General features: G+C 66.7%; 15 protein-coding genes. 8 read left to right on the forward strand and 7 right to left on the reverse strand.

Going from position 1 to position 16,105, the window contains the following annotated elements; genetic code table 11:
- Positions 1-2: 2 nt before the first annotated feature.
- From FOB72_RS29210 to FOB72_RS29245, 8 genes are all read left to right on the forward strand, one after another.
- Complete coding sequence (locus FOB72_RS29210) at positions 3-548, forward strand: GspH/FimT family pseudopilin (protein ID WP_191002301.1); 546 nt, start codon at positions 3-5, stop codon at positions 546-548.
- The gene (locus FOB72_RS29215; RefSeq protein ID WP_150376728.1) at positions 545-1,024 is read left to right on the forward strand and encodes a prepilin-type N-terminal cleavage/methylation domain-containing protein; all 480 of its coding nucleotides are present in this window, start codon (positions 545-547) and stop codon (positions 1,022-1,024) included. Before FOB72_RS29210 ends, FOB72_RS29215 begins: the two co-directional genes overlap by 4 nt.
- Positions 1,021-1,725, forward strand: coding sequence for a PilW family protein (locus tag FOB72_RS29220; RefSeq protein WP_191002302.1), 705 nt, complete (start codon positions 1,021-1,023; stop codon positions 1,723-1,725). Before FOB72_RS29215 ends, FOB72_RS29220 begins: the two co-directional genes overlap by 4 nt.
- Positions 1,718-2,260 carry a hypothetical protein gene (locus FOB72_RS29225; RefSeq protein ID WP_150376732.1) on the forward strand — a complete coding sequence of 181 codons (543 nt, stop codon included), beginning with the start codon at positions 1,718-1,720 and terminating at the stop codon, positions 2,258-2,260. The genes FOB72_RS29220 and FOB72_RS29225 overlap by 8 nt, the downstream gene beginning before the upstream one ends.
- Positions 2,260-5,571 (forward strand): pilus assembly protein, encoded by a 3,312-nt coding sequence (locus tag FOB72_RS29230; protein WP_150376733.1) that lies wholly within the window; start codon positions 2,260-2,262, stop codon positions 5,569-5,571. The genes FOB72_RS29225 and FOB72_RS29230 overlap by 1 nt, the downstream gene beginning before the upstream one ends.
- Entirely contained in the window at positions 5,568-6,050 is a 483-nt protein-coding gene (locus FOB72_RS29235; protein ID WP_150377548.1) for a type IV pilin protein, read from the forward strand. Before FOB72_RS29230 ends, FOB72_RS29235 begins: the two co-directional genes overlap by 4 nt.
- 171 nt (positions 6,051-6,221) lie before the next feature.
- A complete protein-coding gene (locus FOB72_RS29240; protein WP_411859860.1) occupies positions 6,222-6,644 on the forward strand; it encodes a pilin in 423 nt (140 codons plus the stop codon).
- Positions 6,645-6,726: 82 nt separating this feature from the next.
- Positions 6,727-7,203: a pilin gene (locus FOB72_RS29245; protein ID WP_150376735.1), complete on the forward strand. Its 477-nt coding sequence runs from the start codon at positions 6,727-6,729 to the stop codon at positions 7,201-7,203.
- Between the two features lie 86 nt (positions 7,204-7,289).
- Here the strand turns inward: FOB72_RS29245 and FOB72_RS29250 are convergent, their stop codons facing one another.
- The 7 genes from FOB72_RS29250 to FOB72_RS29280 all read right to left on the reverse strand — a co-directional run bounded on the left by FOB72_RS29250 (position 7,290) and on the right by FOB72_RS29280 (position 15,939).
- A complete protein-coding gene (locus FOB72_RS29250; RefSeq protein ID WP_150376736.1) occupies positions 7,290-9,065 on the reverse strand; it encodes a type IV pilus secretin PilQ in 1,776 nt (591 codons plus the stop codon).
- Positions 9,062-9,610, reverse strand: coding sequence for a pilus assembly protein PilP (locus FOB72_RS29255; RefSeq protein WP_150376737.1), 549 nt, complete (start codon positions 9,608-9,610; stop codon positions 9,062-9,064). The genes FOB72_RS29250 and FOB72_RS29255 overlap by 4 nt, the downstream gene beginning before the upstream one ends.
- The gene (locus FOB72_RS29260; protein ID WP_150376738.1) at positions 9,607-10,239 is read right to left on the reverse strand and encodes a type 4a pilus biogenesis protein PilO; all 633 of its coding nucleotides are present in this window, start codon (positions 10,237-10,239) and stop codon (positions 9,607-9,609) included. Before FOB72_RS29260 ends, FOB72_RS29255 begins: the two co-directional genes overlap by 4 nt.
- On the reverse strand, positions 10,236-10,916 hold the full coding sequence (locus tag FOB72_RS29265; protein WP_150376739.1) for a PilN domain-containing protein: 681 nt from the start codon (positions 10,914-10,916) through the stop codon (positions 10,236-10,238). The genes FOB72_RS29260 and FOB72_RS29265 overlap by 4 nt, the downstream gene beginning before the upstream one ends.
- Positions 10,913-11,953, reverse strand: coding sequence for a type IV pilus assembly protein PilM (pilM, locus tag FOB72_RS29270; RefSeq protein WP_150377550.1), 1,041 nt, complete (start codon positions 11,951-11,953; stop codon positions 10,913-10,915). Before pilM ends, FOB72_RS29265 begins: the two co-directional genes overlap by 4 nt.
- 258 nt (positions 11,954-12,211) lie before the next feature.
- The gene (locus FOB72_RS29275; RefSeq protein ID WP_150376740.1) at positions 12,212-13,075 is read right to left on the reverse strand and encodes a VacJ family lipoprotein; all 864 of its coding nucleotides are present in this window, start codon (positions 13,073-13,075) and stop codon (positions 12,212-12,214) included.
- A gap of 143 nt (positions 13,076-13,218) precedes the next feature.
- A complete protein-coding gene (locus tag FOB72_RS29280; RefSeq protein ID WP_150376741.1) occupies positions 13,219-15,939 on the reverse strand; it encodes an MMPL family transporter in 2,721 nt (906 codons plus the stop codon).
- Between the last annotated feature and the right edge of the window lie 166 nt (positions 15,940-16,105).

A 16,105-nucleotide genomic window follows, 5' to 3' on the forward strand; every position in this document is an offset into this window, starting at 1 on the left:
CGATGCGTAACGAACACGGCTTCACGCTGATCGAACTGCTGGTGGGACTGATCGTCATGGCGATGCTCGCGGTCTTTGCCATGCCGAGGCTTGGCGCGCTGGTACAGGGCAACCGCGTCGACGCGATGGTGGGCGACGCCGCCGCGGAGGTGGCGTTTGCCCTCAGCGAGGCGGCGCGGCGCGGGCTGCCGGTGACGGTGTGCCCGGCGGCGGGCGCGGCCGATGCCTGCGATGCCGGTGGCGCCTGGAAGGACGACTGGATGATCTTCGTGGATGTGAATGGCGATGGCCGCTTCGATGCCGGCGACAAGCTTCTGCGGCGGCGCGGTGGCTGGGGGCATGGCGTATCCATCGGCGCGCATGCGACCTATGCGCGGCTGCCCCGCCTGACCGCCGACGTGGACGGCATGTTCACCGGCTTGCCCGCGAACGCGCGCCTGGTCTTCGACGTGCCGGCCGCGTTCACGGATATCACGCGATGCCTGCGTTTCAGCAACGTCGAGGCGGAGTCCGTGACGGTCAGGAGCGGCAAGGGAGCCTGCGCATGATGGCGCACGGTACACCGCGCATGGGCGGCTTCTCGCTGATCGAGGCGCTGATCGCACTGCTGCTCACGTCCATACTTGCCGTCGTCTTCATGCGCATGATGGGCGTGTCGCTGCTGCGCACGCAGGAGTCGCGCACGCGTGCCTATGCCATCCACCAGATGCAGAGCCTCGCGGCGGCGATATCGGCGAACCGGGCCTACTGGGCGAGCGGTTCGGCCACGCCCGTGGCCCTTCGCTTGCCCATGGCCAAGAGCGCGTCCGACTGTGCCGCGGGCGAGTGCGATCCGGCCCGGCTGGCGCGCTTCGACATGACGCGCTGGGGCAATGATCTTTCAAGGCGGCTCAGCGGCGTGGAAGGAAGCGCGTCGTGCGAACCCGTCAGCGGGCAAACGGTATGCACTATCACGGTGTCGTGGCGCGAGCGCGGCGCGTCGGCGGGCACGACGTCGTCGCAGTCCATGCGATTCGTGCCATGAAGCGCGCGGCAAGCCGGGGCCACTCGCTTGTGTCGATGCTGGTGGGCATGACGGTCGGCCTGATCGTCATGGGCGTGCTGTTCGGCATCTTCGTCAGCCTGAAGACATCGTATCGCGCGCAGACGCAACTGGCGCGGCTGACTGCCTCGGAAATGCGCGTCATGGATCGGCTTGCGCAGGTCGTGCAAACCGCGGGCTTCTACCCCTCCGATGAATACAACGGCGTTCCCCGCGCGCAGTTCAATGCGGTGGATGTGTGGAAGCAGGGACAGGCGATCGGGGGCGCCAGCGGCGCCAGCAGCGATGTCCTGCGCACGCGCCTTCGTATCGGCAGGAGCGAGACCGTCCGCGATTGTGGCGGTGACCAGCTTCCACAGGTCAATGTGGCATCCATGTACGTACAGACCGTTCGGGTCGGCGCAGCCGGAAAACTCGAATGCGAAGTGTCCGCAACCGTCGGCCCATACCGGCGCGTCTACACGCTGGCGGAAGCCGTTTCGCACTTCAGGGTTCGTTACGGATTGGACCGCGACGGGGACGAGAGCGTCGAGCGCTATCTCGATGCGACGGGGGTGGAAGGCGCCCGGGCCTGGAGCGAGGTCGTGACCGTGCGGTTCGATCTGAAGCTCGCACACGGACTCTCCAGCGGCGACGTCCCGCAGGAATTGACACAGGTGGTGAAGGTGACCAATCGTGAGTAGATCGATGCAACGCCGCGGCGGGGGTTTCGTGCTGCTGTTCGCGCTGTTCCTGACCATTGCGCTCGGCGCCCTTGGCGTCGCGATATTGCGCAACGTACCCGTGCGGGAACGCATCGCCGGCAATGTCACCGACAAGCAGCGCGCGTTGCGCGCCGCGGAGGATGCCATGCGATACGCCGAAATGTGGCTCGTGCGGGAGCAGGGCGATGCCGCGATGGCATGCGCGGGCGCGATCCACGCGGGCACCTCGCGACCGCGCGTCTGCACGAATGCACTCGCGTCCCCCGCCAGCCCGCCCTGGCCGGAACGGATCGAGTACCTGCCGCTACCCGGCAACCAGCCGGACGCGAATGCGCCATCGCGTAGCGCGATCCATATCGCCCAGGGTGGCACCTCGGCCGGTGGCACGCGGCGCCTGTTCAGAATCACGACCGTGGGCTACGGCCCGAATGGCGCCGTCGGCAACGGGGCCGTCGTCGTGTTGCGCAGTGCCTTCGCGCTGACCACGGGCGCCCGTAACCTTGGAGCACAGTAATGCGCAGCACAGTCATGCGGCATCGCCGGTCTTTCGTCTCGCTGGCCTGCCTCGCGTTGCTCGCCATCGGCAATACGGCCCGCGCGCAGGCGGGTGCCGCGGGCGCGAGCAGCGTGCAGTTCATCGACGACGACCTGACGGGAAAGGCCTCGCGCTACGACTGGATACCGCTGGCGGGTGCGTGCCTGACCGCGGGCGACGGTACCGGCGCGATTCCCGCCTGCCAGGGGCACGACTACTACCGGGGAAAGCAGCAGGTCGGCGGGACGAGCGGGCGATTACCCGATTCGCCCGGCGCGGGCGCGCTGCGTCTCACGAATGGCGATTACCGATCGCGCGGCAGCAACGGCGACGGCCAGCGTGGCGCGGTCCTGTCGAAGTTTACGTTTCCAAACCACGACGGCATCGAACTGGCGTTCACCACGGTGACGTATGGCGGCGACGGACATGATCGTACGGGCGCGGACGGCATCAGTTTTTTCCTCGCGGATGGCAGCCTTCCGCCGTCGATCGGCGCGCCCGGCGGAGCGCTCGGCTATAGCTGTGGGAACGGTTCCTCGGAGAACGATGGCGTGGCAGGCGCCTATCTTGGCATCGGCATCGACGAATACGGCAACTTCTCGAATTCCAGAGAGACGACAAATACGGGGGTCGGCCGCAGGCCGAACCACATCGTGGTACGCGGAGCGGGGGACACCAACTGGGCGGGGCTCGTCAGGCAGTTTCCGCAGACCTACTCGCTGGCCAACGATGGCCTTCGCAGTTCGCAGGTGCGTGATGCCTGCAAGACCGGCAAGGCCGGGGACAGCGGTCGCACGGCCTTGTCGAATTATCCGTTGCTGAAGTCGGTCTCGCTGCCCAGCGTCATGGCGAACCAGCAAGGCGTGGCGATGCCAACGCGCGGCAACGCGCAGCCCATTACCTACTCGCTGCGCCTGAGCCAGCACGGCAGCCTCAGTCTGCATTACAGCTACAACGGCGGCATCGCCAAGCCGCTTTTCGAGGATTACGACATCGCGTCGAAGAATGGCACACCCCCCGCCACGCTGCGCTTCGGCTTCGCGGCCAGTACCGGCCAAGGCAGCAACGTCCATGAAATCACGTGCTTCAAGGCCAGGCCGGCAACGCGCTCCGAAACCAGCGCCGCGCAGGGGACGGATCCCGCGCGGCGGACCGACGGCGGTCCGCAGTTCTATTTCACCGCGCATGACGAGCGTTACTGGACGGGGGCGCTGACCGCCTACGGCGTGACCGCGCGGCAGGACGGCCGCATCCAGCTCGAGGAGCGTCCGCGCTGGGATGCATCGTGCCGGCTCACCGGCGGCAAGTGCGACGGCGTGGTCGGGACCGCGGCCGGGGTCGTGCCGGGCGATCGGACCGTGCTGACCTGGAACGGCGCGCAGGGTGTTCCCTTCCGCTGGCATTCGCTGTCGGACGCGCAACGCGCCGCGCTGGGCCCGGTCAACGCGGGAGAGGCATCCGGCGAGCGGGCACTCGATTACCTGCGCGGTTCGCGCCAGGACGAAATCGGCAGGGCCGCGGGCGGCACGCTTCGCAAGCGGCAAGGCTTGCTCGGCGACATCAGCCATTCGAGCCCGAGCTGGGTCGGCGCCCCCGGCGCGTCCTATGATGGCCCATGGTGGGACCGGCGGCATGCCTCGGAGCAGGCAGGCGAGCCCGATGGCAGCTACGCGGCCTTCAAGGCGCGCCACGCGCAGCGGCAACACATGGTGTATGTCGGCGCCAATGACGGGCTCCTGCACGGGTTTCGCGCGGGAGGCGGCCAGCCCATCCAGAACGACGGCGTGGAAGCGCTCGCCTATATGCCGTCGCCCGTGGTCGACGTGGTGCGCGCACGCACGGAAAGCTACGACCTGACCTCGCCACAGTACGCGCACAACCTGTTCGTCGATGCGACGCCCGCTTCCGGCGATCTGTACTATGCCGGCGCATGGCATACGTGGCTCGTGGGCGGACTCGGCGGCGGCGCGCGCGTCGACGGACCCATCGCGGACGACACCACGTCCACCAGCGGGATGATCTATGCGCTCGACGTTACCGATCCATCCACCTTCCGCGAAGGCAACGCGGCCGCGGTGGTGCTTGGCGAATGGTCGTCGTCACGATTGAACGCGGACGGCATCTGCAACGTCACGCAGTGCGGCGGGCATCTCGGCATGGTGCACGGCAAGCCGCTGATCCGGCGGCTGCACAACGGCAAATGGGCGGTGCTGTTCGGCAACGGGTACAACAGCGCGCATGGATCCGCGGGGCTGTTTGTCATGATCGTGGATCCCGGAAAGGGGGCGGGCGCGGCAACGTTCCACTATCTCGATACGGGCCACGGGCGTGCCCAGGACCCGCTGAAGCTGCAGCGCAGGAATGGCATCGTCGAGGTCACGGCGGCAGACTTCGACGAGGACCACATCACCGACTTTGTCTATGCCGGCGACCTGTTCGGCAATGTCTGGCGCTTCGACCTGACCGACAGCGATCCCGGCAAATGGCGCGTCCGGGCGGCGCCGCTCTATGCGACGGGCGGTCAGCCCATCTCGACGAGCATCCTGGCGGCCGCCACGCCCGCGTCCGGATCGAAGCCCCGCGTGATGTTGATCTTCGGCACCGGCAGGCGCTACGAGCAGACGTTGTCCGCGGGCAGCGCATACTCGCCCGGGCAGCATGGCATGCATGGCGTCTGGGACGGCGACCTCGATAGCTGGAACACGGGCATTCACCCGGCCTTCCAGTACGCGTCGCGATCCATGTCGGGCACGCTGACCGCCGCGGATCTGCAGGTGCAGACCATCAGCCGGCTGGCCACCGTGCCGGGCGCGCCGGAATTGCGCGCGGTCAGTACGGAGCAGGTGTGCTGGAAGGCCGATGGGGCATGCCGCGTCGCGAGGTCGGGGTGGAGGCTCGAACTGACCGCGACGGACGAGCAGATCCTCCATGATCCCACCATGGTCGGCAGCATGGTGCTCTTCAACACGCGTATTCCGCCCGCTTCGGGTTCCACGGGCCAATTGTCGTGTACCAGGCCCGAGGCCATCGGCTATTCGATGGCCGTCCGCCTCGACAGCGGCGGCGCGAGCGCGCGCTCGTTCTTCGACGTGCCTGAACTCGGCGCGACGCCGGCGATCACGGTGAGTGGCATCAGCCTCGATGGCGCCGGTACGCCGACCACATTCACGATGAATGGCAAGACCTACATGGTGCAGCAGACGGAGAAGGGCGTCGGAAAGCTCAACGAGATCCATCCCGACCTCGGCGAGCGCAAAGGCAGACGCATCAACTGGGCGAGGCTGCGATGAGCGCGGACGACCGCGCGCGTGCCGGCCCTGTGCCGCGCGGCTTCACGCTGATCGAAATGCTCACCGTGGTGGTGATCCTCGGCGTGCTGACGGCCATCGCCATGCCGCTCTACCGCGAGCATGCCTCCGCGGCGCGCCGGGCCTATGCGCGGGCAACGCTGATGGATATCGCCGCGCGGCAGGCCCGTTATATGGCCCTGCAGGGCGTGTATGCGGACAAGGCGGGACAGCTGGGCCTGCCGGGAAGGTTCCCGCTCGACGTGCTCGACGGTCAGCCCGGCGGGCCATTGCCAGCCGGCGCGCGGCGGGTGGTGTGGTATCGCGTATCGATGACGTTGCGGAACAACGGCGAGGGCTACATTGCCAGCGCCCAACCCGTCGACGGACAGCGCGACGACCGGTGCGGCACCTTTACGCTCGACGACGCCGGCCGGCAATCGACCTTCGGCGGCAGCCTGCGTCCGTCGGAGTGCTGGTAGCCCGCGCGATTCTCAAAATTTCCCAATAACGCGAGATGCATTGCCCCTGCGTGATGTCATGAACATCGCCGATCGGCATTGGGCCGATCGTCCTTGTTCATTGCCTTTTTTTCTTTGGGGGTCATCATGTATTTCTCGCGTACCACTCGCTCGGTACAAACCGGCTTCACCATGATCGAACTGATGGTCGTGGTGGCCATCATCGGCGTGCTCGCCGCCATCGCCGTGCCGCAGTATCAGGACTACACCTCCCGTACGCAGATGACGCGCGCGCTCGGTGAACTGTCCGCCTACAAGACCGGTGTCGAAGATCACCTGCTGCGCGGGGAGACCGCGATCATCAGCAAGGACATCGGCTATGTGCAGTCGAACCTCACGGCGGTGTACGACCCGAACGCGGCGTCGCTGTGGAAGTACGACACGGCGACAAAGACCGGCACGCTGAAAGTGACGATGGGTCAGCGGGCAAACACCTCGGTCAATGGCGCGACCATCGAACTCAACCGGGCAGCGGACGGCACGTGGACCTGTGTCATCAAGCCCGCGACGATGGACGGCTGGAAGGACTCGTACAAGCCTTCGAACTGCACCTGATCTCCCGCACCACGGTGACACGGTTCGCGCCGTGTCACCCGTCTCCCCTTTCCCCTCTTTCCCACCTCTGAAAGTCGAAACCATGTTTGCAAGCCGTACACCCACGGCCCAGGCCGGCTTTACGCTGATCGAGCTGATGGTCGTGGTGGCCGTGATCGGCATTCTTGCCGCGATCGCCGTGCCGCAGTACCAGGAATACACCGCACGCACCCAGATGACACGCGCGGTGTCCGAACTCGCCGCCTACAAGACGGCGGTGGAAGATCACCTTGGCCGCGGCATCACCAGGCCCACGAGCATCGATCTCGGCTATGTGGATTCCACCCTTGCCGGTGCGATCAGGACGGACGGCCTGTGGACCTATACACCGTCGGCCAAGACCGGCTATCTGAGGATCAACCTGGGCGGACGCGCCAGCAACGTGATCCATGGCGCCGCCATCCGGCTCGACCGCAGCGCGGAAGGGGCGTGGCGGTGCACCGTTACGCCGCCGGCGAATGCCGTGGCATGGCGGGCGTCTTATGTGCCCGCCGATTGCACGGTCGCCGCGTCGCCTTGACCGCGTCGCCTTGATGAAGCGGCGCGGCATGGAAAAAGCCGGTAGCGAAACATCGCTACCGGCTTTTTTGTTGTCCGGATGGGGGGCTATCGCGCGTTGGCGAACTTCGGCTCCAGTTCGAGGTCGGCGTGCACGCGTGGCGTCAGGAACACCAGCAGCTCCTTCCGGTTCTTGACGCGTGCATCGTTCTTGAACAGGTAGCCGATCAGCGGCAGATCGCCCAGCAGTGGCACCTTGGTTTCCTGCTTGCGGTCGTCCTCCATGAAGATGCCGCCGATCATGACGGTACCCCCGTTGTCCACCAGCACCTGTGTGCGCACATGCTTGGTGTCGATCGCGATGCCGCTCGACGTTGCGATGCCGGGGCTGTCCTTGTTGACGTCCACATCGAGGATGACCTTGCCCTCGGGGGTGATCTGCGGCGTGACCTCGAGCTTGAGGTTGGCCTTCTTGAAGCTCACCGACGTGGCACCGCTCGACGTGGCCGACTGGTAGGGCAGCTCGGTACCCTGCTCGATCAACGCCTTGATATTGTCGGCCGTGACGACGCGCGGGCTCGAGATGATCTTGCCCTTGCCGTCGGCCTCGAGTGCGGAGATTTCGAGGGCAAGGAAGCGGCTCGCGTTTGCATTGAACAGGCTGAATGCCAGCGCGGCGGGGTTCGAGCCCAGCAACGCGCCCGCCGGAAAGCTGATGGCGGGCGCGCCCGTCGTCGCGTCGCCCCCTCCGCTACCGCCACCGCCGTTACCGGCACCGAATGTCGGCACGACGTTGCCATACTCGCTGCCATAGTTGGCACCGTTGGACCGCGCGGCAAAGCCGAGCTTCACGCCGAGGTTGCGGCTGAAGTCGTCGTTGGCCTCCACGATGCGCGCTTCGATCAGAACCTGGCGCACGGGGATATCGATCTTGGCGATAAACGCGCGCACCTCTTCGAGCTTGCTGGCCACGTCGGAGACGAACAGCTGGTTCGTGCGGATATCGGCCGTCAGCGCGCCGCGCTTCGACAGCATGCGCAGCGCGCCCTGCGCGCCGCCTTCGCCGACCAGCATCCGCCGTATATCGTCGGCGCGCTGATAGTTCATGCGAAAGACCTCGCTGCGCAGCGGTTCGAGTTCGCTGACCTGATGCCGCGACTCGAACTCGAGCTTCTCCTTCTCCGCGAGTTCCATCTTCGGTGCGATCCAGATCACGTTGCCGTTGCGGCGGGAATCGAGCCCCTTCGCGTCGAGCACGATCTGTAGCGCCTGATCCCACGGCACATCGTTGAGCCGCAGCGTGAGGTTGCCCTGCACCGAGTCGCTGGTGATGATGTTGAGGCCCGTGAACTCGCCGAACACCTGTAGCAGGGAACGCACCGAGACATTCTGGAAGTTCAGCGTCATGCGCTGCCCCGCGAACGACGACGAGGCGGCATCCTTCCGCGCCGCGGTGGTGGTGATGCCCGGGGTTGCCGCCAGCGCCGCGGGCGGATCCAGCGTGACGATCAGCTTGTTGTCCTGGACCGCGGTGTGATACGGCACCGAGCGCTTGAGATCGAGCACGACGCGCGTGCGGCCGCCGGTCTCCACGACATCCGCGCCATTGAGGAGCCGGTTATCGTACTTGTAGCGCGCGCGGCCCGCGGCGAACCCCGTATCGTCGAAGTCGAACGCGATGCGCGCGGGTTTCTCGGTGATGAAGTCGAGCGGCTTGTCCACGATGGCGGACTGCATCTCGATGACAAACGTGGTCTGGCCGCTCTGTTCGGTGGACTCCACCTGCCTGACAAAATTGCTCTGTGCAAACGCCACGTGCGCGGCCAGCGCGGGAGTGAGCGCCGCGCCTGTTCCAAGCACGCGCCGCCAGCGACGGGATTTCATGATGAGGATGCCTCCAGCTTCAGACTAGTCATTTGTTCCTTCCAATCGGTTTCGCCTTCGAGAACCAACTCGCGCAGCGCGATCTCCTGATCGGTAATGCGCGTGACACGGCCATGGCGCAGGCCCATGTGTTGCCCCACGCCGACGTGGTGGAGCTGATCGCCGATGCGCAGAACGGCCACCTTCCTGCCGCCGCGTTCCAGCACGCCGACCATCTGGATGGACTCGAGCGGAAAGTCCTCGAGGGGCTCGCGGCGGCGCTCGGCTTCGGGATGAGAACTGGCCGAACGCGCGGGCGCGGCGAGGCGCGCGATCGCGAACGGATCGATATCGGTGGGGGAGACAGGCGCCTGCGCGGGCGTGGTCGGCAATGCGGCGAGCTCGGCCGGTTCTCCCGCGGAGGCACGTTTCGTGGTGTCGAGCCATTTGCGCAGCTTCTCTTCGTCCGAGGTCTGGCAGGCGGTCAGCGCGAACGTGGCGAGCACGCCGGCGCACAGCCTGCGGAAGCGCGGCACGAGGGAGCGGTGTGGATCGCCGGACATCATTGCTTGCCCTCCGCCTGCGCGGAACGTTCGCCCGATTCGAGCAGGCGATAGGCAATGACATCGGCCTCCATGGCCAGTGCGCCGGACTTGTTGTGCTGGATGGCGAGATCGCGCATCGAGACGATGCGCGACATCGTGGCAAGGTCGCCGGAGAAGCCCGCGAGGTCCGCGAAACGGCCCGTCACGCGAATGCGGATCGGAATCTCCGCGAAGCTGCTCGCGATGCGCGCCACCTCGGGCTTGAACAGTTCGAACTGCAGGCCGCGCAGCAGACCCGCATGGTTGATATCCGCGAGCAGCGCGTCCATTTCCGTACGGCCCGGCAACTGCCGCTCCGCGGCGGCCACGCGCAGCGCGACTTCTTCCTTCCGTGCGCGCAGCGCGGGAAGATTCGCGATCTGGCGAATCCGTACGCGATACGATTCGCGCAGCGTCTCGTGCTCGGCGCGCATGCGCTGCAGCGCGTCCATGCCGTCGCCGATCAGCAGGAACCAGCCCGCGGCGAATGTCGCCAGGCCCGCGCACACCGACAGCACGGCGCGCGGCGCCGCCTCCCAGCTGGCCGGGTCCCGCACATCGAGGTCGCGAAACTGGGCAATCAGTTCGCCAAGGTAAGCAGGGATCTTCATGAGCGTGTGTCGTCGGCGGTTTTCTGCGGGCCGTCGTGGGTGAACCGGACGGTGAAATCGAAGGTGGTACGGCGTGCGGGGCGCGCGCCGCCGGCGCCGTCGGTCGTGCTGGTGCGCGACTCCATCAGTTGCGGATCGCGAACGCCGGCCGTCCGGCCCATGTTCGCGAGCAATGCGGAGATCTCCTGGTTGGAGGCAGAGACGCCTGTCAGCGTCACGACGCCGGCTTTCTGCGCCAGCGTCGAGACGTAGACGGTGGGCGGCACGAAGTCCGTCAGCTGCGCAAGCAGCAGGGGCGCCTGCATGCGTTCGCGCTGCAGGACCGCGATGGCGCTCTGGCGCGCCAGAAGCACCTGCATTTCCTCCTCGAGCGTGCGGATTTCGCCGACCCGGTTGTCGATTTCGCGCAGTTCCTCATTGAGGACGGTGTTGAGCCGGGCCACGTTGTCCGTCGCATGCGTCACCACGGTCTGCGCGGCGAGCAGCCCCACGATCGCGATGCCACAGGCGATGGCGAGCATGACGGCCGCCTCGCGGCGCTGGGCCTGTCGCAACTGATCGCGATAGGGCAGCAGATTGATGCTGTCCACGATGGGCAGTGCATTCATCGTCCCGCTGCCGGCGCCCATGGCGGTGGTCGGCGCCGCTAACGAAGGTGTGGCCGATGTCGGTTTCATGGGTGCGCGACTCCGCGAAGACCCAGGCCCGCGCCGACGATCTGCGCGGGCAGATCGCGCTCGAAGTAGCGCGGATTGACATGCCGGCCGATGGTCATGTGCGCGAATGGATCGAAGATCTCGGTGGCGATGCGCGTCTGCGCCTGCACGGCTTCGTCGAGACCCGGCAGCGATGCATGGCCGCCGCACAGCAGGATGTGATCGACGGCGCCGAGCGTGGAGCGCGCCGCGAAGCTGCTGATGGCGCTCTGGACTTCCATCGCCAGCAGTTCGAGGGACGGCTTGAGGATCTGCACGCGCCATTCGCGTGGCAGCGTGTTCTTTCGCTTGTGGATCTCCGCCTTGCGCATGTCCTGGCGAAATGCGCGCGCGCAGCTTTCGGTCAGCTGTTCGCCGGTGCTGTTGATCTGCTCCCGATGCACGGGCGTGGTGCCCTGATAGAACAGCGCGGCAGAGCGGGTGGCGCCGAGGTGGACGAGGACCTCGATGCCGGGCCGCGCCTGGCCGTCGGCGAGAACGCGGGCACGCGATGCCATCAGGCGATGGATCGACATTTCTTCCACTTCGATGGCGACCGGCTTGAGACCGGCCATTTCCGCGGCGAAGATGCGCTCTTCCACGGAGTCGCGCCGCGCGGCAACCACCTGCACCGTCAGGCTCTTGGTATCGCGGTTGTGCGCGATGACGCCGTGGTCGTAATTGATCGGCTCCGACGGCGGATAGAGCCGCTGCGCTTCGTGCTCGACCTCCACGCTGAATTCGTCGTGGCTGAGGTTGTCCGGCAGCGACACCGTGGAGCATTCGGTCAGCGAATGCGGCAGCGCGAGCGTGGCCGTGTTGGTATGGATGCGGGCCTTGCGCAACGCGCTGGCAAGCGCCTTCGCCACGGCATCGACCTGCACGAGGCTGCCGTTGACGACGGCGCCTTTCTCCAGCAGCTCGCTGGCACAACGGTGCAGCGTCATGGCGCGGCCGCCGCGCGCGGCCGATATCTCGACTACCTTGACGCTGGACGCGCCGATGTCAACGCCGACCATCGTATGGCGGCGCAAGGGGACCGGCAGGAATGACGACACGGATTAACCTCGCATGAGTAGGGCATCGAATCGGGTTCGAGCCTATGCGAAGGGTCGTGCGTGTCGGCGGGGCTTGGGACAACTTTAGATTGCCGCTGCCGAGCGGAATCTCAAGTTGTCAAAAGGGAAGGGGAGCGAGGCGGCGTTGCGCCGAGAATGGCGGCTGCTTTGCGGTCCCGACAGCGTTCTCCCGTCGTGCTGTCGGGACCTTTTTCGTCGTTATTGCCTGGGCGTTTCCGAGGAATCCGCGGGCGTGGTCGTCGACTTCACCGGGGCCGGCGCCGCCGGTGCGGACGCCGCGCCCGGCGCACCGCCGAACGCGCCCGCGGCGGGCGCCGCGTCGTCGTCCTCGTCCTCGTACGCGGGCAGCTTGCCGCTGCCGCTTTCGATCAGGTACTGGCGCCGCTGCCTGTAGGCATCGCGCACGAACGCATACTTGTCGAGCGCCGCCTGCGAGAGCAGGTCGGTAGCACCCAGCAGGTTCGCGCGGGTGCTCACCACGTTCACGCCGAACAGCGAGTTACGCCACGCCGGGTCCAGATAGTGCGCGGGATCGAGATAGAAGCTCGCGCCAAGGCCGACGCCATCGCGGAACGAGCTCGGACCGAACAGCGGCAGCACGAGGTACGGACCCGAGGGCACGCCCCACACGCCGAGCGTCAGGCCGAAGTCCTGCGAATGCTTGCTCAGGCCCGCCGGCGTCGCGATATCGATCAGGCCGCCGATGCCGAGCACCGAGTTGATGGCTACGCGCATCAGCGTTTCCGCGGCTTCCACGCCCTTGCCCTGCAGCACGTTGTTGGCAAAGTTGCCGACATCCGCGAGGTTCGAGAAGAAATTCGTCACCGCCGTGCGCGCCGGTTCCGGTGTCACCTTCTGGTAGCCCTTCGCGATCGGCACCGCGACGTACTGGTCCACGGTGTCGTTGACCTTGAAGACGACGCGGTTCATCGGTTCGAGCGGATCGTCCTTGTTGGCCTGTGGGCCGGAGGCACAGCCGGATGCGAGGAGCGCGGCGGCCGTCAGCGCGGCGGCAGCCAGCGGACGGGAGGTGGTGGGAAAGGATGCGAGACGGGCGGGCATGGAGTACACGAGGATCGGTGATTTTTTTGTTATGGGGTGCCGGTGCGCAAGAATCAAGCGTGCGCACACATCAACGGCATGATGCGGGTGCGGCAACACACGGTTCCTGCGCGGGAATGATCGCTGCGAACGGCGGTAGCGAACTATCGCCGGGTATTGCCTTGGTCGGGCCTTTGAGAACTATCGGCCGATTTTGCCAGTTGTGTAGCCACCATGACAGGCGGCATGGAGGGACCCTGCGGGTCCGTCGCCATGCGCCGACGGGGCCGCCCCATCAATATCGGCTGAAAAAACACCGCACCCGCGAGCGTGCAGACCAGCGCCAGCGCCAGCAGCTCGCCCATGCTCGCGGTACCGGGATGGTGCGAGAACCAGAGGCTGCCGAACGCCGTGGCCGTGGTCGCGGCGCTATAGAGCACCGCATGCGTCAGGCTCGACTGCAGCAGCTTGGTCTTGCCGTGGCGCCATGCGATCACATAGTAGATCTTGAACGCGACGCCGATGCCGAGCAGTAGCGGCAGCGCAATGATATTTGCAAAATTCAGTGCAATACCGAAAGCGGCGCAGAGCTCCAGCGTGACGATCGCCGAGACCAGCAGCGGGATCAGCGTGCGCAGCACGTCCCCGATACGGCGCAGGGTAATCCAGAGCAGTACCGCGATCGAGATGACCGCCCAGATGCCCGCGTGGGCGAACGCGGTCATGATCGTGTCGGCCGAACCCTGGATGGCGATGGGTCCGCCCGTGGCGCCCGGCGCGACGTGCAACACCGCTCCGGTAAAGCGGTCGAGTGTTGCCTGGCGGGCATCCTCGTCGCTGCGCGCGGCCGCGGGCATCTTCGGGCTGACGCTGACCAGCGCCTGTCCGTCCGGCGCCAGCCAGTCGCGCACGAGCTCCGGCGGCAGCGATTCGCGCGTGACCGGCGACGGCGACAGCGCGCGCTGGAGCTTGGCCAGTGCAAGCCGAAGCGGGAGGGCGATGGCGGCTTCCGCGCGATCGCGCGTGGCCGCGTCCGCGGCGGCGAGCTTGCCGAGCGCGCGACCCAGATGCGCGGCCGCTTCGGCGCCCGGACCCGGGTGATCCTCCGCGGCGAGCGCGAGCTGGCGCGATGCATTCTTCAGCGAGGCCACGCGGCGCGCATCGTCGGCCGGCGCCGACGGCTGCTGCGTGAGCACCGGCATCAGCGACTTCGACATATCGGCGATGGCGGCCAGCTTGGGCCCCTGGTCGGGCGGGATAAAGGTATTGAGCGTGACCACGCGCGAGACTTCGGGCAACGCGGCCAGCCTGGCCGCGATAGCCTGCGCGGCGGGCAGCGTGGGCGCCAGCACGCTCACGTTGTCCGTGCCGGCCTGCGGGGAATCCTTGAGCGCGAGCAGCGTGGACATCGACTCCGAGTTCGGATCCTTCAGGTGCAGCGGATCGAAATCGAAGCGCAGATGCATCAGTAGCGGAATGCCGGCCACGATGATCGCGCCGGTTGCCAGCAATACCGACTTGCGATGCCGCTCGAAGAACGCGTCGGCCGGCGCAAGCCAGGCAAAGCCTGGCGCCTCGCGCTCGCCCGTGGGGCGCAGCACGCGGATCAGCGCCGGCAGCATCGTGAACGTGGTGGTGAACGCCACGATCATGCCCACGCCCGCGATCTTGCCGAGCTCGGCCACGCCGCGATAGTCGGTGGGCAGGAAGCAGAAGAAGGCCGCCGCCGTGGCGGCCGCGGCCAGCGTGAGCGGCGTGGCGACGTCGCGCGCAGCCAGTTCGAGCGACAGCGACAGGTCGCCGTGCTCGCAGCGTTCGGCCCGGTAGCGCACGCCATATTGGATGCCGAAGTCCACGCCGAGGCCCACGAACAGCACCGCGAACGCGACCGAGATCATGTTCAGCGCGCCGACCATGGCCAGGCCCAGCGCCGCCGTGATCAGCAGGCCGCAGATCAGGCTCGTCAGCACGGCCACGATCAGGCGGCCCGAGCGCAGCGCCATCCAGAGAATGCCGATGACGACGATCAGCGTCAGGATGCCGTTGAGTTCCGCGCCCTCGCTCACGGACGCGAACTCGTCGTCGGCCAGCGGCTGCGAACCCGTCAGGCGCACCTGCGCGTTGTAGCGCTCGGCCAGCTTGAGGTCCACGGCGGCCGCGCGGATCGCGTTGCTCGCCGCCGAACCGGCCTTGAGGTCGCTGAAGTTCAGCACCGGCGAGACCGTGATGAAGCTGAATGCGCGGCCCTGCGCGTCGGGCTTGAGTTCGTCATCGACGAGCCCCGCCCATGACAGCGCGGCCGGCTTCTTCTCGAGCACGCCGTCCACGGTCTTCGCGCTCTCGCCGAGCAGCTTCTCCATATCGGACAGCTTGACCTGCCCCAGTTGCAGCGGCAGCGCGAGCGTGGTCGTCAGCAGATCGGACAGGCCGCGCAGCGTGGGATCGTGCGCGAGGTTGTTCAGCAGCGGGCGCGCCTGCGTCAGCTTGCCGCCCATGTCCTGCACGGTGGCGGTATCGGCGAACAGCAGACCGTTGTGCTCGAAGAACGGGCCGCCGCCGGGCTGGCCCACGGCATGGAAGCGCTTGGTCTGCTCGCGCAGCTTGACCGCGAGTTCGTTGGCGGCGGCGTCGGCCAGTTCCTTGGCCGGGGCCTGCACGACCGCAAGGATCAGGTTGTCCCGTTGCGGAAATGCCGCACTGATGGCCTTGTCGTTGGTGGCCCACGGTGCGTCCGATTCAAGCAGGCGACTGATATCGGTATTGATCGCGAAGTTGCGCGCCACGTAGACGCCGCTTGCGGCGGTGAGCAGCAGCGATACCGCGAGCACGCCCCAGGCGTGACGGGTAGCGAACTTGACGGTACGGATAAGCAGCGGTCTCAGCATTGGGGGTCGGTTTGGGTGCGGCCGTATGGCGTGGCACGACGATGCGCGTGCGGCAGCCCGGAGTATAGCGGTTGCCGCTGACGTCACCTGTGGGTGGGGTATGGATCACCCTGTTGGCGCGCCGCCGATCCGCTATATACTGGTTTGCCTTCCGATCAGTCAGTTT

The sequence above is a fragment of the Cupriavidus pauculus genome (assembly GCF_008693385.1).
Classification (GTDB): Bacteria; Pseudomonadota; Gammaproteobacteria; order Burkholderiales; family Burkholderiaceae; genus Cupriavidus; species Cupriavidus pauculus_D.